The 24,397-nt window shown below is 53.2% G+C and carries 23 protein-coding genes; 12 read left to right on the plus strand and 11 right to left on the minus strand.

Annotated elements, in window-relative coordinates; translation table 11 throughout:
- Positions 1-232: 232 nt before the first annotated feature.
- The 3 genes from F1C16_RS23180 to F1C16_RS21450 all read right to left on the minus strand — a co-directional run bounded on the left by F1C16_RS23180 (position 233) and on the right by F1C16_RS21450 (position 1,707).
- Positions 233-367, minus strand: coding sequence for a hypothetical protein (locus F1C16_RS23180; protein WP_258049183.1), 135 nt, complete (start codon positions 365-367; stop codon positions 233-235).
- Between the two features lie 93 nt (positions 368-460).
- Entirely contained in the window at positions 461-931 is a 471-nt protein-coding gene (locus F1C16_RS21445; protein ID WP_185284590.1) for a DUF3408 domain-containing protein, read from the minus strand.
- Positions 932-942: 11 nt separating this feature from the next.
- Positions 943-1,707 carry a ParA family protein gene (locus tag F1C16_RS21450; protein WP_185284591.1) on the minus strand — a complete coding sequence of 255 codons (765 nt, stop codon included), beginning with the start codon at positions 1,705-1,707 and terminating at the stop codon, positions 943-945.
- Between the two features lie 623 nt (positions 1,708-2,330).
- On the opposite strand from F1C16_RS21450, the gene F1C16_RS23440 reads away from it, so the two are divergent.
- The 7 genes from F1C16_RS23440 (at position 2,331) to F1C16_RS21480 (ending at position 9,101) form a co-directional block, all read left to right on the plus strand.
- Positions 2,331-2,597, plus strand: a complete 267-nt coding sequence (locus tag F1C16_RS23440) for a hypothetical protein (protein ID WP_374940615.1) — start codon at positions 2,331-2,333, stop codon at positions 2,595-2,597.
- Positions 2,563-2,664 carry a plasmid mobilization relaxosome protein MobC gene (gene mobC, locus F1C16_RS23445; RefSeq protein WP_374940617.1) on the plus strand — a complete coding sequence of 34 codons (102 nt, stop codon included), beginning with the start codon at positions 2,563-2,565 and terminating at the stop codon, positions 2,662-2,664. Before F1C16_RS23440 ends, mobC (F1C16_RS23445) begins: the two co-directional genes overlap by 35 nt.
- Positions 2,661-3,572, plus strand: coding sequence for a relaxase/mobilization nuclease domain-containing protein (locus tag F1C16_RS21460; protein ID WP_185284593.1), 912 nt, complete (start codon positions 2,661-2,663; stop codon positions 3,570-3,572). Before mobC (F1C16_RS23445) ends, F1C16_RS21460 begins: the two co-directional genes overlap by 4 nt.
- A 16-nt stretch (positions 3,573-3,588) precedes the next feature.
- Positions 3,589-5,604: a conjugal transfer protein MobC gene (mobC, locus tag F1C16_RS21465; RefSeq protein WP_185284594.1), complete on the plus strand. Its 2,016-nt coding sequence runs from the start codon at positions 3,589-3,591 to the stop codon at positions 5,602-5,604.
- Complete coding sequence (locus F1C16_RS21470; protein ID WP_185284595.1) at positions 5,601-5,966, plus strand: hypothetical protein; 366 nt, start codon at positions 5,601-5,603, stop codon at positions 5,964-5,966. The genes mobC (F1C16_RS21465) and F1C16_RS21470 overlap by 4 nt, the downstream gene beginning before the upstream one ends.
- Positions 5,967-6,098: 132 nt before the next feature.
- Positions 6,099-7,412: a DUF3945 domain-containing protein gene (locus F1C16_RS21475; protein ID WP_185284596.1), complete on the plus strand. Its 1,314-nt coding sequence runs from the start codon at positions 6,099-6,101 to the stop codon at positions 7,410-7,412.
- Between the two features lie 264 nt (positions 7,413-7,676).
- Positions 7,677-9,101: a toprim domain-containing protein gene (locus F1C16_RS21480; RefSeq protein WP_185284597.1), complete on the plus strand. Its 1,425-nt coding sequence runs from the start codon at positions 7,677-7,679 to the stop codon at positions 9,099-9,101.
- Positions 9,102-9,594: 493 nt separating this feature from the next.
- On the opposite strand, the gene F1C16_RS21485 is transcribed toward F1C16_RS21480, so the two are convergent.
- On the minus strand, positions 9,595-10,662 hold the full coding sequence (locus F1C16_RS21485) for a YhcG family protein (protein ID WP_185284598.1): 1,068 nt from the start codon (positions 10,660-10,662) through the stop codon (positions 9,595-9,597).
- A 342-nt stretch (positions 10,663-11,004) separates the two neighbouring features.
- Between F1C16_RS21485 and F1C16_RS21490 the strand changes: the two genes are divergently transcribed.
- Entirely contained in the window at positions 11,005-12,288 is a 1,284-nt protein-coding gene (locus tag F1C16_RS21490) for a site-specific integrase (RefSeq protein WP_185284599.1), read from the plus strand.
- A gap of 48 nt (positions 12,289-12,336) precedes the next feature.
- Here F1C16_RS21490 and F1C16_RS21495 read toward each other — a convergent pair whose 3' ends face one another.
- From F1C16_RS21495 to F1C16_RS21520, 6 genes are all read right to left on the minus strand, one after another.
- Positions 12,337-12,708 carry a hypothetical protein gene (locus tag F1C16_RS21495; RefSeq protein WP_185284600.1) on the minus strand — a complete coding sequence of 124 codons (372 nt, stop codon included), beginning with the start codon at positions 12,706-12,708 and terminating at the stop codon, positions 12,337-12,339.
- An 89-nt stretch (positions 12,709-12,797) separates the two neighbouring features.
- Positions 12,798-13,070 (minus strand): hypothetical protein, encoded by a 273-nt coding sequence (locus F1C16_RS21500; protein ID WP_185284601.1) that lies wholly within the window; start codon positions 13,068-13,070, stop codon positions 12,798-12,800.
- A 96-nt stretch (positions 13,071-13,166) separates the two neighbouring features.
- A complete protein-coding gene (locus F1C16_RS21505; protein ID WP_185284602.1) occupies positions 13,167-13,316 on the minus strand; it encodes a hypothetical protein in 150 nt (49 codons plus the stop codon).
- A 9-nt stretch (positions 13,317-13,325) separates the two neighbouring features.
- Entirely contained in the window at positions 13,326-15,338 is a 2,013-nt protein-coding gene (locus F1C16_RS21510) for an NACHT domain-containing NTPase (RefSeq protein ID WP_185284603.1), read from the minus strand.
- Positions 15,339-15,359: 21 nt separating this feature from the next.
- On the minus strand, positions 15,360-15,935 hold the full coding sequence (locus F1C16_RS21515; protein ID WP_185284604.1) for a recombinase family protein: 576 nt from the start codon (positions 15,933-15,935) through the stop codon (positions 15,360-15,362).
- Positions 15,932-16,900 carry a hypothetical protein gene (locus F1C16_RS21520; RefSeq protein ID WP_185284605.1) on the minus strand — a complete coding sequence of 323 codons (969 nt, stop codon included), beginning with the start codon at positions 16,898-16,900 and terminating at the stop codon, positions 15,932-15,934. Before F1C16_RS21520 ends, F1C16_RS21515 begins: the two co-directional genes overlap by 4 nt.
- A 202-nt stretch (positions 16,901-17,102) precedes the next feature.
- Here F1C16_RS21520 and F1C16_RS21525 point away from each other — a divergent pair, with 202 nt between their 5' ends.
- From F1C16_RS21525 to F1C16_RS21540, 4 genes are all read left to right on the plus strand, one after another.
- Positions 17,103-17,708, plus strand: coding sequence for a hypothetical protein (locus tag F1C16_RS21525; RefSeq protein ID WP_258049184.1), 606 nt, complete (start codon positions 17,103-17,105; stop codon positions 17,706-17,708).
- Positions 17,709-17,916: 208 nt separating this feature from the next.
- Positions 17,917-19,443 (plus strand): IS1182 family transposase, encoded by a 1,527-nt coding sequence (locus F1C16_RS21530; RefSeq protein ID WP_185284607.1) that lies wholly within the window; start codon positions 17,917-17,919, stop codon positions 19,441-19,443.
- Between the two features lie 362 nt (positions 19,444-19,805).
- Complete coding sequence (locus F1C16_RS21535) at positions 19,806-20,993, plus strand: DUF4105 domain-containing protein (protein ID WP_258049185.1); 1,188 nt, start codon at positions 19,806-19,808, stop codon at positions 20,991-20,993.
- 791 nt (positions 20,994-21,784) lie between these two features.
- Complete coding sequence (locus F1C16_RS21540) at positions 21,785-22,513, plus strand: peptidoglycan DD-metalloendopeptidase family protein (protein ID WP_185284609.1); 729 nt, start codon at positions 21,785-21,787, stop codon at positions 22,511-22,513.
- Between the two features lie 211 nt (positions 22,514-22,724).
- Here the strand turns inward: F1C16_RS21540 and F1C16_RS21545 are convergent, their stop codons facing one another.
- A complete protein-coding gene (locus tag F1C16_RS21545; RefSeq protein WP_185284610.1) occupies positions 22,725-24,026 on the minus strand; it encodes a hypothetical protein in 1,302 nt (433 codons plus the stop codon).
- Between the last annotated feature and the right edge of the window lie 371 nt (positions 24,027-24,397).

Below are 24,397 nucleotides of genomic sequence, written 5' to 3' on the forward strand. Positions count from 1 at the left end.
ACAAAATGAGCGTTAATATCATTTATTGACTCTTTCGATTCCTCCGTGTCGGGCACGCCTTCAGTAGCCGGCATGGCTTCTTCCGGATCAGCTTCTACCTCGGCAGAATCCTCTTCCGTAACGGGTGTCTCTGACGGCTCAGCAGCTGGTGTTTCCACAGGTGGGATATGGGGCAGCGGCGGCCGTGATGAGCGGGCCGCGTTGGCTGGCCATGCTGGGCGCCGGGCTCGGCTCAGCATGGCGCTTTCTTCGTCAACAGGCCTTGCAGTTCTTGCCGGTAATAGACCACGGCCACGTACGCGTAATAGAGCACGAGCAGGATTGTCACAGTAAGCAGGTACTGCGACCAGGTGAACATCTTGAGCATGGCAGGAAGGGGTATAGTGGATAGAAAAAGGCAAGGCAGTAGCCAGCGCACTAGTAATTAGTGCGTGTAAATCAAATAGTTATAGGGGTGTTGCTAGTAAGGCAGACGCTTCTTCTTCTGGTTTTCTATGCTATCCAGAAAGCTGCGAATATCCTTGCCGTAGGTTTCGAAGTGATGGTTGACGATGTTGATAATCAAGTCGGATAGACCCACGCCATCGGCCGCCCGGGTGATGACAGATAGTGCCTCGTGGGTATCTTCGTCCACGTAAATAGTTTTCGGCTTACGGCTGCGAATCGGAACCAGGAAGGTATCAGCGTAGGTATCCTGCTCTGGCGTCTGCTGCTCTACAGCGGCGCGCTGTTTCTTCTGCTTTTGCTTGCTGCTTTCTGCCGGCGGGGCGGGCGGCGGCGCAACGGGCGCGGGCGCTACAGATGCCTCAGGCTCAGGCGTTGGCTCTGGAGCCGGGGCGGGTGCCGCCGGCTTTTCTTCTACTGGCGCGGCTGGTCGGTTGGCAACGAACGCCATCACATTGCGCAGATTCGGGGTTTCCTTAGTGGCCATTGGATCGGTCGTTACAGGGCTTCGTTAGGAGCGGCAGCATCTTCGGGCGCAGTGGCCGCGGCAGCATCGGGGAATATAATGCGCGCCATTTCTTCAACCAAGCTACTGATTCCCAGGCGCATGTACTCTTTGCCTAGCGGGAACATCGTCGAGCGCATGCCCTCTTTCTTGTAGTTCACGCTCTGCTCTACCCGGCTTTGCAGGAACGGAATGCCCTGGGCCGCAAACACCTCTTCCGTGCGGGTATAGAAGTCCTGCTTTTCGCTCTTGATGTGCTTGTTCCAGAACGCATAAAACTGCTTCAGGCGGCTATCGGGCTGACCCATAATGAATTGTTGCAGCACGGAAGCATAGGTAAGCGTAGCCGAAATGCTGAGCTTATCCGCTTCCACCGGAATGAAGATGTAGTCTGTCTGTTTCCACAGCTCAATAATACCCGGCACGTTGATGGTGCCCGGCGTGTCGATGAACACCAGGTCAAACTGCCCCTCCATCTGCTGGGCAATGTCCAGCGCGTCCTTTACCTCGCAGGCAACAACGGGGTAGGCCTGCCGGTCAAGTGCCTCAAATTCAGCCGCTCGTTGTGGATTGTTCTCCAACTGCTCCAAGTCACCATTGCGCATTCCCTCCAACGAGTGCTGCGGATAGTCGCAGTCGATGACGGCCACCTTCTGGTTGGCTAGGAAGTGAAAGACCGAGGCCGCCAGCACGTTGATGGTGGTTTTGCCTACCCCGCCCTTTTGCGACGAAATGGAAATGTACGTGGTCTTACTCATAGGGGGAAAGTGCTAGAGAGTGGCAAGGTGGGCAGCAGGGAAACTCTGCACCCAGCAAAGAAATTGTGTAACTCTTTCACTGTTTACAAATTTAGGTGAGTAATTGAATAAAGCAATAACAAAGAATTTAAAAATGCATAAATCAATTTATGTATCTACGCATTTTGTTAGCTTTGGAAATGCTTGTGCATGGAAATGCACACGATTATACGCGTTTGCTTGCTCACCTATCTAGCTGCTTATCTATCTATGGATTTACCCACACACGGATTTACATAAATCTATACGCAGACAAATGCACAGTTATACAACTGCACAATTGCACAACTACCTAATTGCGCAGTTGCACAAACATTTATTTGCACAAATGTACGTGTGCGCATATGTCTTTCTATATGCATTGCTATTGCTACCAGAATTAGCAATTTTGCCGGGTCGGTGGCGGCCGGTGTTACGGAGCCGCGCCACCCGTTGCCGGTCGTGTTTTTCTACTACCAAAAGTTGTTCAGCAAGCCATGTCTTTGTGCGCACAATCCTTCGGATTATCCGCCCCAGACTTCGGGAGAAATGACGCAAGCTATCTCCCGGTTTTGCTTGCTGCGCAGCCCTATCATACCCCCACCATGGAACAAGCTATAGTGCCCACTACCGGGGCAGATACAGAGGAAGAGGCCGTCAAGGACCGGCACATAAACGTTCGTATTTCAGCCGCTGATAAGCGCATAATTGAGGAAAAGGCCAAAAAAGCGGGGCTGAAAACGGGTGATTTCATGCGCCGCGCCCGCCCTGGGGCGCAGCATCACCGAGAAAGTGCCGAACGAATTGCGCCGCCAAATAGCCACTGTTGGGAGCAATATCAACCAGCTTGCACGCCTCGCAAACGCGGGTAAACTGTCGGGCGCGAGCACGGAACAGTTGAATCAGTTGGTGGCGGGCCTGTTGCAGACGCTGAAATGATAGCGAAAACGGTCACAGGAAACGACTTCAGCGGGGCGCTGGAGTATGGGGCCGGCCTGCGCTCCGACCGCACCAACAAGCAGGCAGAACTACTGAGCGTTGCCAACGTGGGCAGCGTAGACGCCCCCGGCATCGCAGCCGAAATGCGGGCCGTGGCGGCACTTAGTGACCGCATCCGAAAACCGGTATGGCATACGGTGCTATCGTGGGCTCCTGAGGAGCAGGTGAGCCGAGAGCAAAAGATCCAGGCGGCGGCCCTGTACTGCGAGTTGATGGGGGCCAGTTTGGAGCGCCATCAGGTGGCCGTCTACGAGCACAAGGACAAAGACCATCCCCACATTCACATCTACCTCAACCGGGTACCCATCGACGGCGGCGCGGCCCTGCGCAGTGATCAGAACTTCGCCCGCAACGTGGTGGCCACGCGCCAGATTCGGGAGCAGCTGGGCATGGCGCCGTTACCCGCCCGGCGCGTGAGCACGAAGGACCTTGGCCCCGAACGGGAGGCCGCGCGCGGCTACGTGCGAGAGCAGCTGACAGCTGCCATGCAGGACGCTTCTGTGCGAACACTGGCCGGGTTGCTGGACCGCCTGCACCAGCGCCAGATAAGCACCTACCTCAAACGCGACGCTAAGGGTGTGCTGGTAGGCACCAGCTTTGAATATGCTGGCCAGCGCGTCAAAGGCACGGAGGTAGGAGTACGAGCCAAAGAGCTGCGGTCACACTTTGCCCCCTTCGGCCGCGAGGCCCTGCGCACCCCCGAGCACAGCAACCCAGTGGCCCGCCAAGACAGCGCGGCCCTGCTGACGCTCACCGACCAATACGCCGAGGTGCCCGCGCCGGCCACCGACGACGCCCAGGTGAATGAGAACAGATTGAAGAAACGTCGGCGCCGGCCGAAACTATAACCCCAGCTCAAACACGATGGAAGACGAAAGAGGAATGCGCAAGATCATGGACTTTATGCGGCTAATCAGCCTGCTACTGGTCCTAGTCCACGTCTACTACTACTGCTACGGCTACTTTGTCGAGCAGCACCTAACGGCGGGGTGGCTTGAAAAGCTACTCACGCGCTTCAGCACGAAAACCGCCCTGTTCCACGCGCCCTACGTGACGAAGGCGGCGGCAGCGGTGTTTCTGATGCTGTCCTGCCTGGGCACCCGCGGCAAGCCCAATGAGCACCAGACGTGGAAACCCATTGCCGGGTACTTTCTTGCGGGCCTGGTGGTGTTTTTCGGTAATGGGTGGCTACTGGCCCAGCCCTACACGGCTACGGCGCTGGCGACGCTCTACGTGAGCACAACGGCTACTGGGTATCTGCTATTGCTGCGGGCGGGCAACACGCTCGGGCGGCTGCTGAAGGTGAACCTGATGGGCGACATTTTCAACGCGGCTAACGAGAGCTTTCCGCAGGAGGAACGCAACATGCCCAACGAGTACTCGGTGAACCTGCCGACCACCTACCAGCTCCGGGGCAAACAGCGCCGGGGGTGGGTAAACATCGTGAATCCGTTTCGGGGCACGGTGGTGTACGGCACCCCCGGCTCGGGTAAGTCGTTTGCCGTCATCAATCAATTCATCAAGCAGCACCTGGCCAAAGGGTTTGCCATGTACGTGTACGACTTCAAGTTTGACGACCTGAGCCGCATCGTCTACAACGAGCTGCTGAAGAATCAGGATAAGTACGCGCAGCCGGTACGCTTCTACGTCATCAATTTCGACAACCCGCGCAAGAGCCACCGCTGCAACCCGCTGCTGCCGTCGATGATGACCGACATTGTAGACGCCTACGAGTCGGCCGCCACGATCATGCTCAACCTCAATAAAAAGTGGATTGAGAAGCAGGGGGAATTCTTTGTCGAGTCGCCCATCAACTTTGTGGCCGCCATCATCTGGTTTCTCAAACTCTACGAAAAGGGCAAGTACTGCACCTTTCCCCACGTGATTGAATTTCTGGGCCGCGAGTATCAGGAGATGTTCCCCATCCTGGGCAGCTACCCCGAGATTGAAAACTACGTGCGGCCCTTCATCAGTGCCTTCGAGGGCGACGCGATGGAGCAGTTGGAGGGCCAGATTGCCAGCGCCCGCATTCCGCTCAGCCGCCTAGCCAGCCCGCAACTCTACTGGGTGATGAGTGGCAATGACTTCACCTTGGATATCAACAACCCCGAGGAACCCAAGGTCCTGTGCGTGGGCAACAACCCCGACCGGGAAGTGATCTACGGGGCCGCCCTGGGCCTTTACAACGCGCGCCTCGTGAAGCTGGTCAACAAGAAGGGCAAGCTTAAAACTTCCATCATCATCGACGAGCTACCGACCATCTACTTCAAAGGACTGGATAAGCTCATTGCGACGGCCCGCAGCAACAAGGTATCTACCTGCCTGGGCATTCAGGACAAGAGCCAGCTGGACCGCGATTATGGCAAGGCCGAGTCCGCCGTGATTCAGAACACCATCGGCAACGTGATTGCCGGCCAGGTAACGGGGGAGAGTGCCGAGGCCTTGAGCAAACGATTCGGCCGCATCGTGCAGCGCCGACAGTCGGTGAGCATCAACAGCCGCGACACGTCGAACAGCATTTCTACCCAGTTGGACAGTATGATTCCCGCCAGCAAGATTTCCAATCTGACGCAGGGGACGTTTGTCGGCGCAGTGGCCGACAACTTCGGGGAGGAAATTGAGCAGAAGGTGTTCCATGCCCGAATTATGGTAGACGTGGCGAAGGTAAAGGCGGAAGAAGCTGCCTATGAGGAGATTCCGGATATCACTAACTTCCGCCACCCCGAAACCGGCGAAGATCAGACCGAGGAAGTCATTCGCCGGAATTACAAATCAATCAAGGATGATATAGCTTTGATTGTGCAAACGGAATTGAGCCGTATTGCTGCCGACCCTGACTTACTACACCTAATTAAAAACAACAAAGCCAAGGCCAAATGAACAGAGACCTGATAGGCAAGCGCCTCGCCCAGCTGCGCGACGAGCTGGCAGCACCCGGAGAAGCGAAGTGGAGCCAGGTACGCCTAGCCAACGAGTTAGGGCTGACGCAGAACGTGGTAGCCCGCCTGGAGAAGTCCGCCGCGGGCAGTAATGAATCCCTGCTGACCCTGCTATTATTCTACCACCAGCGCGGGTTCAACATCACCTGGATTCTGCTTGATGACAACTCGCACGTGTCCAGAATGCGACTCGACGAAACGACGCCTACCCTGGATAAACGCAGTGTGTTGGAGAAGTTGGCCGGCCTGCGCGAGACGGTAGACAGTGAAGTAGTGAAGCTGATGGAGACGATTGCGGACTAAATAAATATTGATTTAAGCATTACTCAAAGTTCTATTAGTAAAATAACGAGTCGACCGGAGCAAATCAGTATATTTGTTTATGCTGGCTCCTACGCAGGGTGCGAGTGGTATAACTCACTTACTAACAAGACTATGCTTGAACAAAACGACCGCAAGGCCACGCCCGAGCAGGCACCGGCCCCGCAAGTAGTAGGGCCAGCCACGCCAAAGAAAACCGAACCGCTCGCCGTGGACGAACTGCGAGATGAGTTCCTTCGCAATGCCCCCGAGGTGGTCGATGCCCTACGCCGAAAAGGCAAGGGGCAGGAAGCGGCTCAACTAGAGCAGGCGGCCAAGCTCATCGGGGTAGCGGTTGGCGCCCAGCCCCAGCAGCCTACCCAGGCAGACGCGCTGAAAGGCGAGTCGGTAAGCAGCGTGCTCAAGAATATCTGGGACGTAATCGACAAAGACCCTGAGTTGAGGAAGATGCCGCAGGCGCAGGGCTTGCGGCGCTCAGGTAAGGCACTCGATGATGCGGGCCTACTCAACATCACCCTTCGCAACGGGGTGGTGGTGAGCTTCGTCGGCAATTTTATGGAGAACTTCAGCCTGGCCCAGCGGGCGGCCCCAGCCCCAGCCGAGAAGAAGGACGCGCCGCAGGTGAAGGAGTCGCCGGCATCGGCCGCCCGCGCCATGGCCACGCCCACTGTTGCAACAGAACGCCCCGCCTCGTTGCTCAAAAGCGAGTCCATGCAGAAAGCCAAGGAGCTGTTTGAGCAGCGCAACCACGAAGTTACCCAGCACACGATTCCCGGCACTGGCTTCACGAAGGCTGATCTGCCGGTGGAACTGCTGAGTAAGATGGGGGTGCAGGTAGACGAACTGGAGCGGTCGGGCCAGCTGGCCAAGCTGCTGAAGGGAGAGAAAACGGATCTGATTTCTTCGTTCACCCTACGCGGTGAGCAGGGGGAGCCGATACCGTTTGCGGCCAAGCTCGTGTTGCGCCGTGATGCCGCCGGCGCGCCCAGCTTGCAGTTCGACCTACCCAAGCACACGCTGGTTATTCCTCAGCAGATTCTAGGCAAGGACATAACGCCGGTGATGAAAGAGCAGCTGGCTACTACCGGCGTGGTGCCGCTGGCGGAAGGCTTTCGCGATGGCCAGGGCAAGACGTTCGCCGCATACGTGGCCGTGGATAAGGAAATGAACCGGGTGGTGGCCGTGCGCCGGGAGGGCATCGAATTGCCCAAGCAGGTGCTGGGCGTGCAGCTCAGTCCCCAGCAAAACAAGCAACTGCTCGACGGCTACCCTACCCGAGTGGAGGGCATGACCAATGCTAAAAACCAGGTGTTTGATGCCGTGGTGCAGCTGGACCCGATCAAGCGCCAGCTTACGTTCCGTGACGCGCAGCCCCAGCAGAAGCAGGAAGAGAAGCAACAGGCTCCACGTGCGAAAGTGCGGCTGTAGTGCTTTCTTTGGCTAGCCCAAACTCGGGACTGGCTTGACAATAGAAAATCAGCCATGTACTCACATCGGCTGATTTTTCTGTTTTTGGTGCTTCCTGAAATTTAGGGAGCTATAGTTGATTAATAATCAGCATCTTTCATGGAATTGGAAATTTCCGATTCTCTGGGAAACCTACTCTGCCTACCTACTTTCTATACAACCCGAGATATCGGAGTTTATAGAATACCGCCCTACTCTATTGCAACGCTCTTTGTCTTACCTCTCATGCAACAACCCCGCGAGCCTGAACTAAATTTTACCCAAGTAAAGAAGGAAGTGAATCTGGTTGACCTGGTGCTGACGCTGGGTTATCAGCACAACCGCGCTAAGAGTGGCCCCGACATCAACAAGGGGAAGTTCCACGTCTTCGATTACCAGGGCAACCCGAGCCTAGACCAAGTGATTATCTACAAGGCTCCCAGTGGCGACTACCTGTACTTTAACCGGGCCAACGACCAGGACAAGGGCAGTGTAATTGACTTCCTGAAGCACCGCATTGAGCACCCGCGCATTGCCGGTATTCAGGCCACGCCGGGCAAGAACATCTGGGCCAGCATCATCGAGAATGCCCGCCGCTTCCTCAACCTGCCAGCGCCCAGCCGGGCCAACAGCCCCGCACTGAAAGCCGCTATTCCGGCCGTCGAGCGCGGGGATCAGTTTATTCCGGACTTTCTGCAGAAGACCACTCAGCTTCAGGACACGCGCTACCTCAATAGCCGCGGCCTCACAACGGAAACGCTAACCAACGGCTGCTTTGCCGGTGTGATTCTCAACCACGTGCACGAGGGAAGAACCAAGGATGGGCAGCCCTACAAGTTTGTGAACACGGCCTTTCCGCAGCTATACAATGATAAGGTGGTCGGACTGGAAATAAAGGCCAAGGGCTTCAAGGGGCAGGCCGCCAATTCGCAGAACTCGGCGGCGCTGTGGCTCTCCAATAGTGGGTCTAAGACGCGCACGCTGATTATCTCCGAGAGTGCTATTGATAGCCTTTCTCACTACCAGTTGAGACAGCCCGCCTATACCATGTACGCTTCTACGTCGGGCAACTTAACGGATAATAAGGTAGCTGAGGTGCGACGGCTCATCGACAACCGCAACCTGAAGACAGTCAAGCTGGCGTTCGACAACGATCTACAGGGCCACCTGTTCGATACACAGTTGATAACAGGCCTCTCCCATGCGTCGGCTCCGATGCGTATCGAGCGCAACCTACCGGGCACCCTGACGGTGGGTATCTACTCTGACCAGCCGCAGTACTTTGCACAGCTACGGGAAGCCACGCGCAGCTACAACGAGCAGGTAAGCAACGGCTACTACCAGGCTGGTGGAGCGCAGGCCACGGCCAACACCGTCTTGGCTACCGAGCTGATCACGGCGGCCGTCGATGCGCCCAACAGCTACAAGTTTCATGTTCCCAAACGCTTGGAGGCGCTGGCCTTCTTCAACCAAGCGCTGGCCCAGCACTACCCTATGAAGGTGCGGCTGGAGATGGAGAAGTCGCGGGCACACGATTGGAACGACCAATTGAAAGAAAGCTTACGAGGACAGGCCGTAGCTGCAGGGCAAGCCCTTGAAAAGTTTCCGATCTCAGACCTATCTAAAAAAGACAGTGCCGAGACGATTATGAAGAGAGGAATACGACGGTAGATTGCCCAGAACTTGTCAAACCAGTTAGTGGCTTTGAGTCAAGTCATCTTTGATTAATAATTGTGCGATAGATGGGTAATTGAGTAAGCGGCTATTGAGGAGTCGGATGCTCCTTAACATATGATACTTTTTCTCACGGTGCTGAAGCAAACGTATAGCGTTAGGGCATCAATCTGCTATTGAGAATGCTGATCGGCAGTGCCTACCCGGGAATAATAGCCTTAACCTATTCTCGTAAAGTCAGTGCTTCGAAGTTTCTGAGAATGTAGAATAGTGAGAATAAGTAATGAGACAGTTTAATGTAAAACTTACCAATAGCTTGGAGAAACTCGGGTTACGACGATTTAATATCCGTATGTTGAGACGACCGGCCCGCGCAGATTTTCTGCCGATCCCTTCTATTCCTACGTTTTAGTATCTGCGCCACCGCGACGTCATGATCTATAGCTGTCGAAAAGGACCCACATCACTAGCCACACCAGAGGGATGGTTCCTAGTTTTTTTCGGTCGGATCTATCTTAGCAGGAGCCTGTAAGGCCGCTGTCACCGCATCCAGGCGGCGGACCAGTTCTTCATTGCTCGGAAAAAAAGGGCGCAACTCGGTGGGTAGCGTATCGGTGAGCGTGTACGTGGCCACGCCAATGGGTTTACTCACGTCACGCAGGGCAAACTCCACAATGGTGCGCTGTTTACTGCGACAGATGATGATGCCGATACTGGGCTGCTCATGCGGTTTACGCACCTGTTCGTTGAGTAGCGACAGGTAGAAGTTCATCTTGCCCGCGTACTCGGGGCGAAACTCCGTTATCTTGAGTTCCAAGGCTACTAAACACTGCAAGCCCCGATGGTAGAAGAGTAGATCGATGAAGTACTCGTTGCCTTCCAGCTCCAGCCGATACTGATTGCCGACAAAAGTGAAGTCACCCCCCATCTCCTGCAGAAAGCGACGTACGTTACTGAGCAACTGCTGCTCCAGTTCATATTCTGAGTACTCTTCCGTGAGAGCTAGAAAATCAAACGTATACTCGTCTTTGATGGCCAACGTAGCAGTAGGGAGCTGCTCTGGGGGCAAGGTCGTCGCAAAGTTGTGCTGGGCCTGCAGCATCTTCTGGTACGCCCGGGTGCTAATCTGGTGACTGAGTACGTGTCGGCTCCAGCTATGGCGTTGCGCCTGGACAGCATAAAACAAGCGTTCCGCGGGGTCGGCACACTGTTCGAGCAGCGTGATGTTGTGTCCCCACCCTAATTCTCGCACAGCCTGTGCGAGTTTTTCCTCCGGCTGCGGGTAAGCTAGGTAGAAGCTGCGCATGCGCCAGAGATTCGTTGCCGAGAAGCCGCGTAGACCCGCCAACTCCCGCTGCAGGTCCCGAGCCAGCGTTTCAACTACCTGCTTGCCCCAGCCATATTGTTGCTGTCGCTCGACGATGAGGCGGCCGAGTTCCCAGTAGAGCTCCAACTGTTGCCGGTTGACCAGGCGTAGCGCTTGATACTGGGCCTGACGCACACGTGCCGTCATGTCCAGCAACAGTTGTTGATAATCGGGCGCTAGGGGAGAGGTCATGAACAAGAGGGGAAAGAGTAAGATCCCCAAACATACACGATCCCTGGGACGTGCACCGCGATGCGCCAGCCGATCCAAAACCATTCGAGTCTGCACGGTCAGAGTGAAAGCACCCGGCAGGCCATGAGAATAGGCCGTATCAAGTGCTATTCCCTGTATTTCGTATCTTGTGGAATAAGTTGTCGCATCAATAAGTGTCGGTTCGACCCCGGCTCTGGGTACTTTTAGCTGTTAAATCAGCGCCTATTGGCCAGAAAACGGCCTTTCCAGCTCACTGGAAGGGTCGCTTTCTGGCCATTTTTGCTTTCAGCGCTTAGCAAACGCTTAGCACGCGATATTATCATGAGTTATTCAGCCGCTATCAAGCTACGCCGCCCCGCCCGGACGGACGGTACCTGCCAAATTTTATTGCAGGTGGTTATCCACCGCAAGCCCCACCCCATTGGCCTCGGCATCGGGTGGTTTCCGGAATTGTTCGACGAGAAGGATGGGCGCTGCCTGGCCAGTGTGCCGAAGCGGGCGCGGGCGGCTGGTTACGACGCGGCCGTGCGCACGGCCACAGCGTGGGCCGGGGGCACGGCCGAAGCCTTGGAGAAGAAGGCTGCCGACTATAATCTGATACTCGGCAAGGCCCTGAGCAAGGCCAACGACGTGTTCGTGGAGTTTCGGCTCAGCGGCCAAACCGTCACCAGCGAAGGGTTTCTGTACGCCTACAATACAGAGGGCACCAAGAAAGACTTCATTGCCTACATGGAGCGCAAGATTGCCGAGCGCTACCGCAAGGGGAAAGGGCACCGCGACGGCATCAGCGAAATCACCAAGAAGAATCACACCAGCTCGCTGAACGCACTGAAGGAATTTCGTTCGGATCTACCCTTCTTCGGTCTCAATACCAGGTTTGCGGATGATTTCGATGCATTTCTACGCAAGCGCATCAAGTCGGTGAACACGATTTGGGGGCGGCACAAGGATGTGAAAGCCTACCTTAGCTTGGCCCGCAAGGACCGCATCAAGTTTGAAGACCCTTACCAGGACTTTCAAAACAAGTCAGCACCTGGGCAGTGGAAACCGCTGAAGCCCGGTGAGCAGTTTCTACTGGATGCCTACTACCAGCAATGCGCGCCCCGTTCGCCCCAACGCCGCATCCTGGCGAAGTTTCTTTTCAGCTGCTGCTCCAGCTTGCGGCTGAGCGACTTGAAAGGGCTGCGCCACGCCCGGCTGGAAGGCCAGGAGCTACACTTTCGGATTTACAAGACTTACGATAAGAAGCTGCGCGAAATGATGCTGCCGCTCACCAAGAAGGCGCTGAGCTACTTGGAGGATGCTGAGCGGGAGGAAGGCGTGCCGGGCTTCTATCACTATACTGATCAATATTCCAACCGGGCCTTGAAAATCATTGCTCAGCACGTGGGCGTCGAAACCCGCCTGCATCACCACGTCGGCCGCGAGACGTTTGCCACGGAGTTTATTCGGCGGGGCGGAAAGGTGGAGGTGTTGCAGAGGCTGATGGACCATGAGAAGATAGCCACCACCATGAAATACGTGCACGTGGATAACGACATGAAACGGGATGCCATCAAGATGCTCGATGCGCTGGATGATGTGCCGCTGATGAAAGTGAGTTAAAGAAAAGGGCCGGCTGCACTTGCAGCCGGCCCTTTTTTGTAGCAGTCACTATACGATTGGTAGATACAGCATATGCGGCATCACCACGCTTACCCGACCGCTGAAGTAGCGGTTGTGGCGCACCATCCAGCTGCGCGAGTGGTAGCGATGCGTCACGCGCCGGATGCGGTAGAACTTTGGTAGAATACCATCAGTCATACTGAGCGTCGCCAGGGCGCGGGGCGATAGGTCACCAGCACCTACAACAACGGTAGTAGGCTTCAGAAACTTGATCGTGGAAATCAGGTCGTAGTGGCGCGGCGTCTCAATGTGTATGGGCAGGCGCGGCGGCAGCTTCTCTACAGGTAGAGCTGCTGAGCACGTAGACGCGAACAGAGCGCCAAAGGATGACAGAGCAAGCAACAATAGTTTGCTTCGCATAAAAATGAAGTTTGGATTGGGGTTGTAAACCGTTGAAGTGGATCCAAACTTCACCATCTCTAGCTGCTAGGCGAAGGACAGAAAAATACTTACTCTTCTTCTCGTTTCTTTTCTGCTGCTCTTCTAGCTATGTCTCTAGCTATTTTTCCTGTCAGCCCACCGGAAAGACTTCCTAAACTTCTTTTCGCTCTGGCTACCTCCTCTCGCTCCTTCTTCTTCTCTCTCTCATTAACTATCAAACCAAGTAGCGCCCCTAGTGAGCCGATAGCAGCAATGATAGGTTCAAAATCAAAAGTGAAAGAAGCCCATACACAACTGATTATAAATGCCAACGCGGAAACCGCTTTTAACAGAACATTCATCAACTGTCTGATAAAGTATATTTGGTCACTGTGCTAGGGAACTTTAGCATCAACACTTGCTACTCAGATAAAGCGGCAGAAAATGCGTGATTCCTGCTAGTGCAAACCGCGCCACACCAGCACCCCTACCCCGGCTAGAATAAGGAGCCAGATAGTATAGCCGATGATGCGCTCTACCCAGTAGAGCCGGGGGTAGCGGTCTAGTAGATTATTCCAAAGGTTGCCGAGGTCAAGGCGTTTGGGCATATGACAACATTAAAGACCTGCCATTAAAAAATCATCTGATTGCTCTATACTTATTTCTTTATTGATATCATTCAAAATACGATCCGCATCTTTTTTCTTTATATATAGAATATAAAACGAAAATGATTTTAAAAACTTATCAATATCATTTGAATTAAAAAAACCATCATCACGATCAGCACTTAACACATAAAACTCACCTTCCACTATTGTATTTTTAAGAATATTGCGATTCGGAAAATAATCATATGCAGGCTCATTTTTGATTTCATCATATCCGATAATTCGTCTTGAATCATACATATTTATAATATCTGAACCTCTATCATGCAAAAAATCTATGATCTGATTAAAACTATTACTATGTGTGGCAATTTTTATATAATCTAATTTTTCTTGATGCTCTTCAAAAACACTAAATATACCCCAACCTCTCAAACTGTTGTTTGTAACATTATTAGTATTTTCAAATTCATTTATTTTATTTAAGAAAAACGTGAAAAAGTTTTTTCCATTAAATTTTATTTTAGTAAATAAATAAACGTTAGTAAATAATAAATTTATAACAACCTCTGACGCTTTTGGATATTTTATCTTTGTCTTATTATAAAAATCAACATATTTATTCAATAAATCATAAATCACGTACCTTCTGTATGATTTATAATCCATAGTATAGTATATATCCAATATATTATAGTATCTATAGTCATCATTCATTGCTATTCTAAGTAATATTTCACCTTGCTTCGCCTTTGAATCGTGATAGATAAAGCTAGCAGCAAAATATTCTTGTATGGACTTATGAGCCCATTTAAAATATAGCCCATCTTCTACAAAAAGAGGCACTTTTGATGTTATATCCTTTAGAAAATCTGATTCGGAAAACTTAAGATCTGCACAAAAATTTTTCGCAATATTTATTAACTTTAATATTTCTTCTTTACCGAATTCTATCCTATCAATTCTCATACAATGATACCCTATATACCGTAAAACTCTACTAAAATCATCGCTTTCTAATTTAGAGTATTTATTTCTTATATATGAGTCACCTTTAGTTAAATCATGTTTTTCAAAGAATGCATCATATACTTGCCTATAAAACATGTGCTTTTTTAAAGGTATAGTATTTTTAAATTCAAATGCTATATATAATAAAGACACCAGCAATGGATTTTCCAAAAACTCCTCTATTGCCTCATTCTCTTTTTCTGATATCTTTCTTATAAGAAGTTCGGACTGTAAATCTCCAGAATCATATTTCCTTATAAGAGCAAATGCTTCTTCTTTTTTAAGTGGCCTAATATTAAATCCCATAAAATCACTAAAGGCCCCTAAAGAGTCTTCAGGTCTAGAAGTCATAATAAAATAGTTTTTTCTAGACTTATCTATAAAATCTCTAATATCTTCTACAACATATTTACGCTCATCATTTTCAATCTCATCATATCCATCTAGCAGAAAAACAAATCCGCCACGTTTTATCATCTCTAAAACAAATTCCTCATTAACTTTCTCATTAATCATAGATAACTGTCGAAATATTTCATCCAGCATCTTTTTACTTTTACTCAATCTCCTTAATTCAATCAAAACAGGAATACTATTCCTGTTGTCAACAATAGATAAAAATAAAATTTTAGATATCGTTGACTTTCCCATCCCTGCCGTATCGGTAATCAACACACGTCCATATTTAGGTATAAATTCATCATCATATCCAAGTATTTTATATTTAATATTTTTATCTTTTTCATGAATTACTTCGAGAGGTATGTATATATCTTTCAATAATTTTTGCTGTTTTCCTAATGCTAATATATTTGGGAAAGAATATTTTTTATATGATTCTAATAAACAATCAGCAAATTGATTTTCAAAAGAGTGAGCAGTCGCTTTATACGAGACTCCTTTTTTTCTAACTACACTTTTGATTTTAGGAGATATTATTTCATCTACTAAGACCTTTATTATAGGACCAGCTATTGTGGCAATATCTTTCACTTGGTTTAAATCCATGACTTAGGATTATTAAATTTTTTACAAATATTTAGCCACTGTACTAGGCGAAATCTGCATAACCCGTGCAATAGCCTGATTAGAAATACCCGTCGCCTTCAGCCGCCGCACCTGCTCTACTACCTGCGCATCTTTCGCGGGCGCCCCAATCAGCTTGCCTTTCTCTCTGGCCCGGGCCATACCGGACTTCGTTCGCTCACTAAGACGCACCCGCTCTTGCTTTGCAATTGTAGCCAGCACCGAAATGATGGCATCTTTGAAAATGCCAGTCGAATCCATGTACTGTTCGGTGTAGGATTTATATCCCACCCCATACGACTCCAACTGATTTAAGTATTGTAGGGTAGGCAGCGCCCCTTCACGACTGAAGCGGTCCAGGCTCCAGAATAGCACCATATCGAAGCGGCGGCGGTGGGCATCCGCGAGCATCAGCTGAAACTCGGCCCGCTTGCCAGTGCCACCTGATTCCTCTTCGACATATTCCTTCTGGATAGTCCAGCCGTGTACCTCAGCGAAGCGACGCAGGTCGTGCAATTGGTTATCGGTATTTTGGCCTTTGTCTTTGGTCGATACCCGGGCGTAGATGGCTACTCTCATTGTATCCAAGCAGCTATTTTGTTAGTGAGTGCTACTTCCAACTCGTCTGCTTCACTATATAGAATATGCTGAAAAGGCTTTAGATCAAAATGGCTGTTCTCATTAAAATCATCCTTGTCACATATATATATGATAGGCTTCCCCAAGCCTAAGGCAAATCCGGCTTCGAAGTAAACTCCGTTACGCTGAAGAGTGAAGTCTGCAATACAGAACTTGCTCTTTCTTATTTCAGCAATAATCTGATCGTTAATTGTTTTATCACTCTCTATGTGCTTAACATCGATAATTATGGCCTCATAACCGGACTTTTTAATTGAATTAATAATGGCTGCACGATAAGGGGCTCGATCATTAGAGAAGGCCATCGCTACAAAACATCTGTTTGATTGGCTACCTTCTTCTTCTAGAGAAGCTAAATATGACAAGCCCTTGTAGGTTATGCCATAGTAGTATTCAGTATAGGTTTTTCCAAGATTTATGAATCCTTGAAATGATAGAGTCTCTAAATAGGAAAAGAACTCATCCTTATTTCTGAAATATAGCTCTACTATCCTATTGCTAAATACTTCAGCAATAGGATCGGGTCCCACATATAGATGCGTTACCGATGCTCCAGGGTACTGAACATCTTCTTCTATAAACCGCAGAAGGTTATCTAGCTTCATCTTTGGTGTATGCGGAATGGTAGACGAAGTAACTCTTTGTTTGACTAAAGCTAAATCAACTACCTCCTCCTCATCAAATAGAGCTAGCCCGTTATACATGGCACTAACCACTAAATGTTTGTTTTTCCGAAACCACGAATCTTCATTCCAATCGCCTCTAAGTGCTCGGCGCTTAATTGTAAAGCTATAATAGTGTTTCCCAACAGCGATACTATAGCCTATCGCATCTCTATTACTAACTCTCCATTGGTTTCCCTCAGGAATATGTATACCTGTAAAGGGGCAATTTGATTCAATCATTCTATATGAGATAAGGTACTCTTAAAGCTACTGAAAGCCCTCCAAAAACGGGGCGGTTCTTGAATGGCTTTCGGTAGTTTTATACAACACTTCAAGCCAACATATTATAAAAATGAGGATAGCAGATCTGATAAAGCGAGTAGACCAATTGATCAATCAAGTTGACACTCTGCTAAGTACTAGCAGAGCACACAGAGCTGATATGATCATTTCAACTCGAAATAGTGTCTATAACTCTGTAGATAAAGAACTCTACCAATCCTTCCGGACATCAAGCTTATCATTTATAAGCAAGACTTTCGGAGAAAGTCATCCTTACTACAAGGAGTTCGACAAAAGCGTCAATGATAATAGCCCTACGGAAGTAAAAGAGGGTCGTGGTATCCTCAATGCTATAAAGCAGGAGATAGAAGGCGGCTGGATGTTTACTATAAAAGGGCTAGTATCCGCTGAAATATTCTCTGACTTCTTAGAGATGGCGGGTTATCTACTTGAGCAGGGTTACAAAGACCCAGCAGCAGTTATGATTGGTAGCGTGCTGGAAGAGCATTTACGACAGTTATGCCTGAAAAATGGTATTGAGACTACTATCCATTCAAAGGATGGTAAGGAAATACATAAAAAGGCAGACAGAATGAATAATGACTTAGTCGGTGCAGACATCTACAATAAGCTCTATCAGAAGAGTGTAACTGGCTGGCTAGATCTTAGGAATAAAGCTGCCCATGGCGAGTATACTGAATACGATAAGCTGCAAGTCCATCTTATGGAAGCAGGAGTTACAGACTTCATAGCCAAAACGGCATGATAGCAAAATGTATGTTTCTATTCGTGGTAAGTCATTAGCGCATATAGAATTAGCGAAAATAGATGGAGTGAGTTCCGCTGAAAGCTGGCCGTAGCAGGAAACGCTCGATAGGTGTACCTTTTAATGATACTACCCTTGGACATTTTCTAAACGGTCGTGGCTGTTGCAGAAGTGCTAGCTTGTTGCTGCGTGCTCTCGTAGAGAGAAGATGCAAGGCAAGAAGCAGTTTACCGATCAAGTGGTCACTCAGTTCCGCCTCTCCGAGCGGGTGCCCGCGCATAATCTCTACCGGCGGCTCGACGAGCTACTGGATCTAGCATTCCTCTATGAGGCTACCCACGATCTGTATAGTCACACGGGCCAGCCCTCGCTCGATCCCGTGGTGTTTTTCAAGCTCGTCCTAGTAGGGTACTTGGAAAACATCACCAGTGACCGCCGCCTGCTCGAGCACTGTGCCCTGCGCTTGGACCTGCTCTATTTTCTGGGCTACGAGCTCGACGAAGCCCTGCCCTGGCACTCCACCGTGAGCCGCACGCGCCAGCTCTACCCGGCCGCGCTGTTCGAGCAGCTCTTCGACCGAGTCTTTCGCCTCTGTGTGGCGCAGGGCTTGGTCGCGGGCGACACGCAAGTTGTGGACTCGGCGCCCGTGAAAGCGAATGCTTCCCTCGATAGCGTGCGCGAAAAGAAGGCCGTGCCCGCGCTAGTGCCACCCTTGACGGTCGTCGGCCACGAGCCGGTTCCCGCCCCACCGGCCGCAGCTGTTTTCTCGGCGCCCGCCCATCAACTGCGCTACGAGGCCGCGCGCAAAGCCAAACGGCAGCAGGCGCCCAGCGGCGCCTTGGGGGCGCACCATCCCAAGGCGCGCTTGCTGAGCAACAAGACGCACTACAGCCCCACTGATCCAGAAGCCCGCATCCCCATCAAGCCTGGCAAAGCGCGCGCCTTGAACTACCTGTGTAGTCTAGCCGTGGATACCGCTACGGGCATCATCAGCCACGTACAAGCCGACTTAGCGGACTCCCGCGACAGCTTGCACTTGCCCGGCCTGGTGCAGCACCTGCAGCACCGCTTGCAGGCCAATGAGCTGCACCTGCGCGACCTGGTGGCTGACACGGGCTACTCCAACGGCTTCAACTATGCGTGGCTCGAACACCAGGGTGTCACGCCGTGGATCCCCGTCTTCGGGGCCTACAAACCCGAAGCGGAGGGATTTACCTATCAAGCTGCGGCTGATGCCTATCACTGTCGGGCCGGTAAGCTGCTGCTCTTTCGTAAGTATAGCACCAAGGCCGACGGTGGCTGGGTCAAGCACTATCGCGCGGACTATCACGATTGCCAGCATTGCTCGCTCAAAGCGAGTTGTGTACCCTACGCCGATTATAAGCAGCTCGTGCGCTCCGCCTTTGATGCGGCCTACCGCCGGGCGTGGCAGCGACAGCGCAGCCACCAAGGCCACCATATGCGCCGGGTGCGGCAACGCACCGTGGAACCCGTATTTGGCAACTTACTTCACCACTATGGCCTGCGCCGCATCAGCGTGCGGGGGCACGCCGGCGCGCACAAATCCATGCTGCTGGCCGCCAGTGCGTATAACCTGAAAAAACTCCTGCGTTATCATCCCAAGCAGCAGCTAGGAATGGCGCTGGTACTACCCCTGCCACCGCCTAGACCATTCCTTCTACTTCGCTGTGGGCGACGCGCCCGACACAAACACGCGAAGCAGCTACAGAAGTAATGACTCGTCCGCACTAGTTGCGAGTTCTGCAACAGCCACGGTCCCCGTAAAATGTCCAAGTAAGATGTCATTAGGTCAGCTGCTCTCCGCCCAACTGCCCCAGCATGGGCAGACACCATGCACTCCACTGTCCCCGGATTCTTTCTGCTGGGCCCAGCAGCGAACAGCATTTCAGCCATGCACGCGAGTAGAGCACTTGCCGCTGTATACTGCCAGTCTCGTGGCCTTTCTCAACTGGGTGGGTCAACAGTTGATGGCTATTCGTTAAGTTGGCAGACTTGAAACTCCTTGGCTCTTTCCCACACAGCGTAGCTTGTCAGCGAAGCGAGCAAGCGGAGCCGTGTGCAACCCGTACCCCCTGTATGCTACCTCGCCCGCTCGCCTGGCTCCTGCTGTGCCTGATCGGGTGGGGGACGACGCCCCTGGCCGCCAGGCCCCGGCTGTTGTCGCCCGCCGCAACTGTTCGCCTGGTGACCTGCGCCCCCGGTACGGAAGCGTATGCCCTGTTTGGCCACTCCGCCCTGCGTATCACCGACCCCAGGCAGGGGCTGGACCACGTCTACAATTACGGCACCTTCGACTTCCACACGCCGAATTTCTATGGGCGCTTTCTGCGCGGAGATTTACGCTATTTTCTGTCGGCCACCTCGTTCGCCACCTTTTGTGCAGCCTATCAGGCGGAGCAGCGCCCCCTCACCGAACAGGTCCTGGCGCTCCAACCAGCGGAAACCCAACGAGTATATGACGAGCTGGAAGCCACGCTGGCCTCGCCGGCCCGCTTCTATCGGTATCAATTCTTTGCCGATAACTGCACCACGCGCTTGTATGAGTTGATCACGCGCAGCGTGACCGGCTCGCTGCAACTCGACTCCACTTACATACCCGCTGGGCAAACCTACCGCCAGCTGCTCGCCCCTTACCTGGCCCCAGCTCCCTGGGTCAAGGTAGGGATGAATCTGGGGTTGGGCTGGCCCGCGGACCAACCCACCGTCTTCCGACAACGACTCTTTTTACCCACGGAGCTAAGCCAGGCGTGGGCACATACCAGCCGGCAGCACCGCCCTTTTGTGACGCGCACCCGTTCCCTATTCGCCGCTCCGATCCTTTCGGAGCAATCGCCGGGCTGGGCTACCCCTGGGCGGGTCTTGGGCAGCTTGGCTATCCTGTTTGCCCTCGCCGCCAGCCTACCGGCCCGCTATTCCTTGCTTGCAGCGGTGCTAGGGCGCGGCGTACTGGCCGTCGTGGGCCTAACCGGGTGTCTGATCGCGGGCCTGCAGCTGTTTTCGCTGCATACGCCGGCGCACTACAACTACCAGCTGTTGTGGCTGCTGCCTACACATCTGCTCGTGGCAGTCTCCCCCGTGCGCCGCTGGTGGCGGCCCTATGCGGCGGGGGCCATCGGGCTGTTGGTGGTGGGCAGTCTGCTGGGGTACGGGGTGTACTACGCCCGTCTGCTGCCGGAGATCGGGTGGCTGCTGGGGGTACTGTTCGGCCAGTTGCTGCTGCTGCGAAAGCAGCCGTTCGGCGTTGTTCAGCAAACGGGTGCGTGAACGCATGAACGGGCGAGCCCTTCGGTTAACCCATCACCCCGCAGAAATAGATCAACAAGTGAACGATGATAAAGAGAACGTTTTCATCCGAAGCGAGCTAGGTAGCAAGAGCGAAGATCCGTCTTGTATCATTACATAAACGCAGGATCATGTGATGATACAAGCTACAGGCGTGGTAGGGCCTTTCACTGCTCTGCAGCGAGTAGTACAAAACCTCGTTTTTTAACGCATCCCAAGAGCTATCTTGTATCTTGATCCATAGGGTCTATCTGCTGGTGTAAAGACCGGCCAGGATGTTGTTCTTTGTGCGGATGAACCAGCAAAAGAATTGTTTTCAACGCATCCCGAAGCGGCTCCTCTTGCTGCCCTTGCTGCTTCTTCGTAACATCCTGTGTGCGTGGGCGCAGCCCAACGTCGCCGAGGTGGAGGTGCGCGTGCCGTACCCCCCGCAGGCGGTCATCGGCAGCGACGGGCGGGCCCACCTGGCCTACGAGCTGCACCTGACCAATTTTTATCAAAGTACGGGCACCTTGTTCCTGCAGCAGATGAGCGTGTCGGGCAACGAACGCTCCGAACCACTCGCTGTCTTCACCGCCGCGCAACTCCCCACCCTACTGGCTCACCCTGTCCAACGCCGCGACACAACTGGGAACGGCGTACCGATTGAGGCCGGTAAGCGGCTCGTCTTGTTCGTGTGGCTTACCTTGCCCGCACCGAGAACAGCTATTCAAGCTCTAGAGCACCATCTAGTTTTTCAAACCAGTCAGGGCAACCGCCAAGTTGTCAACGGGGTGCGCACGCCCCTCGCCGCTGCCCCTGCTCTCGTCTTGGGACCACCGCTGGAGGCAGGCGTCTGGCTAACGCATGAAGGGCCAGGCAATCCGCACGCGCACCATTGGGGCAGCGGCGTGGTGGTGGCCAACGGCCACACGACCATTCCGCAACGCTACGCCATTGACTTTTTTGGCTTGGACTCCACCGGGCATGCCGTGCGAGTAGAGCGCAATCAGCTCGCGGCATCTGCTAGGACGGACTGGAACGGCTATGGGGCGTCTGTGTTCGCCGTGGCGAATGGCATAGTGCGGGACGTACGTGACGGCGAGCCGGACCAGGTACCCCTCGCTCCGCTCCCCCCGCCCACGGCCCTAACCGAGCGCGGGCTGATGGGCAATTTCGTAGTGCTGGAAATTGCGCCCCACGTCTACGTGCATTACGCGCATCTGCAACCGGGCAGCGTGCGGGTGAGAGTAGGCGATCGGGTCCGGCGCGGGGACGTGCTAGGCCGTATCGGCCAATCGGGCAACGCGAATGCCCCGCACCTGCATTTTCAGGTGTCTACTGCCGTGACGTTCGAGGAATCGGAAGGCACCCCCTTCGTTTTCCGCTTCTTTGAGCGGTTGGGTACGGCGACACTGGGAGATGTGCTCGATCGTTCCCGGCCCGTGCCCCTGGATACGGTTCCCGCCTGCCCTCATCGACGTCAGCTACCCTTAGATGGCGACATGATTAAGTTCCCGTAGCAGGCCATCCGCCGCGGGCTCGCTCCTAGAAGTGGCCGAAATATCAGTTGGTAAAAATGCCCTTCGAAGCACTTTGCTCAAAAGTTACATTCTAAGGACGGTGGACCATAAGACGTTACGGCGCGCTTTACTTGTCAACTGACTCATTGAGAAACGTACAAGGAAAGGTAGCGTGCTCGTCTGCTTTTCGATAGCGCACACGGGCGAGCAGCTATTGCACCAGTTGAATGCTTTGCTCCAGCAACGCATCCTGGCCCGCTGGTCCTTCGCTGGCAGCGCGGTAGTACGCCGGCACGAAGGCTTCGCGCGGTGCGCCCGTGACTTGCAATAGCTGCTCTTCGCCCAGGTCTACCCGGGCGTCGCACTGCGTGAGCCGCTCGTTGAAGAGGGCCCCGAGTAAGTGGGCCAGCTCCGAGCCCGCCGTCGGCACCCCGAGGGCGGCAAAGCCAATGAGCAGGCCCTCGCCCATACTGCCGGTCCAGTGGCCTCCGAGCACGATGACCTTCCCGGTATAATAGGGCGCCAGCGGCAGCACATACTCCACAAACTTGCGCGGTACCCCGTAGAGGCGTTGCTCGCTGGGCACCACGTGCACTTGATAGGGCTGCTCTACCCGCACGAAATGGCCCAGAATGCTGCGGGCTACCGTCGTATTGCCGCCACTGGGCGTGTTGCGAAAATCCAGGACCAGCCCTGTAGAAGACTGTACTTGCTGCAGGGCCGCCTGGAAGGCGGCAATGGTGGCATTGTTGCCCAGCGAATTATTGAAGCGAATAATGGCCACGCTCCCACGCTGCGTGACATGCACAGGGGGCAGCGTGCGCACACGCTGGGCTTGCTCGCCGGGGGAGCGCAGCGTATAGGTGCGGCGCTGGTGCCCGACCCGTACGGTCAGCTGGCGGGAATGCCCCCGCACGCCCGCCAGGGCAATGTTCAGCCCTGCCTCGCATTGTACCGGTGACAAGGTAGCGACGGGGCGCCCCATGACCCGCTCAATGGCCTCCCGCGGCGACAGCCCGTCGACGCGCACGAGTTGTGCGCCGGGCCGAAGGCCTTGCTGCTCGGCGTCACTCTCGTGTCGCACGTCCACCAGGTGCCCCTGCCCATCCCGGTAGCTGGCCACCAGATCCGAGCTAGTCGGCACGACATTGTAGTCCGTGGAATCGAGTGGCCCGACGATGAAATGCGGGTCGGCGAAGTTGTGGGCCACGAGTTGGAGCACGTCGCGAAAGGCCGCTTTGGTGGGCGCCGCGTGCGCGGCCGGGGCAAAGGCGGTCAGAATCGCTTCCCCCTCCACCCCGGGGCGCGTGAAATACGCGTAGCGGGTCCGTAGCAAGGCTGTAAACTCCTCCCAAGCGGCCGTCGCCGCAAAGGGTTCGTCCCCGTTGGGGGCAACTGCGCGAGCAGGGGGGGGAGGGGGCGTCGTAGAAGGCACTGTGCCAACGACGAGGGACGCACTGAAACGGAACCCAAACAGCAAGGGGAGGAAGTAAGAACGAAGCAAGAGCAGCATGGGCCAGCAAGGGGGCGGAGCGAAGCGGTCACGCCGGCCTCAAAATAACCGCTTTCCAACGAATTATTTCGCTCCCCTCACCCAGCAAATGCATGCGCTACACGATGCCATTCACCGAGCAGGTAGCCGCTCGGTTCAAACGCAGGAAGCCAGTGAAGGTGCGGCCCGTGCGCTACCCTTACTACGCCTGTCTAACAGTGGTGATGCTTTATGGTATGGTGAAAAAGTCCTCTCACACAAGGCGCTTTCTGTTAGGTGAACAGTGTGAGAATGATAAAAGAATTTGTACTGCGCTTGCCGAGAGGTGTTGAAGTAACGGATGATAGAATAAGGTGAAAGATGATGGCCTACTTTTAGTAGGGCCAGGATGA

This window comes from Hymenobacter sp. NBH84, from assembly GCF_014217645.1.
GTDB lineage: Bacteria > Bacteroidota > Bacteroidia > Cytophagales > Hymenobacteraceae > Hymenobacter > Hymenobacter profundi.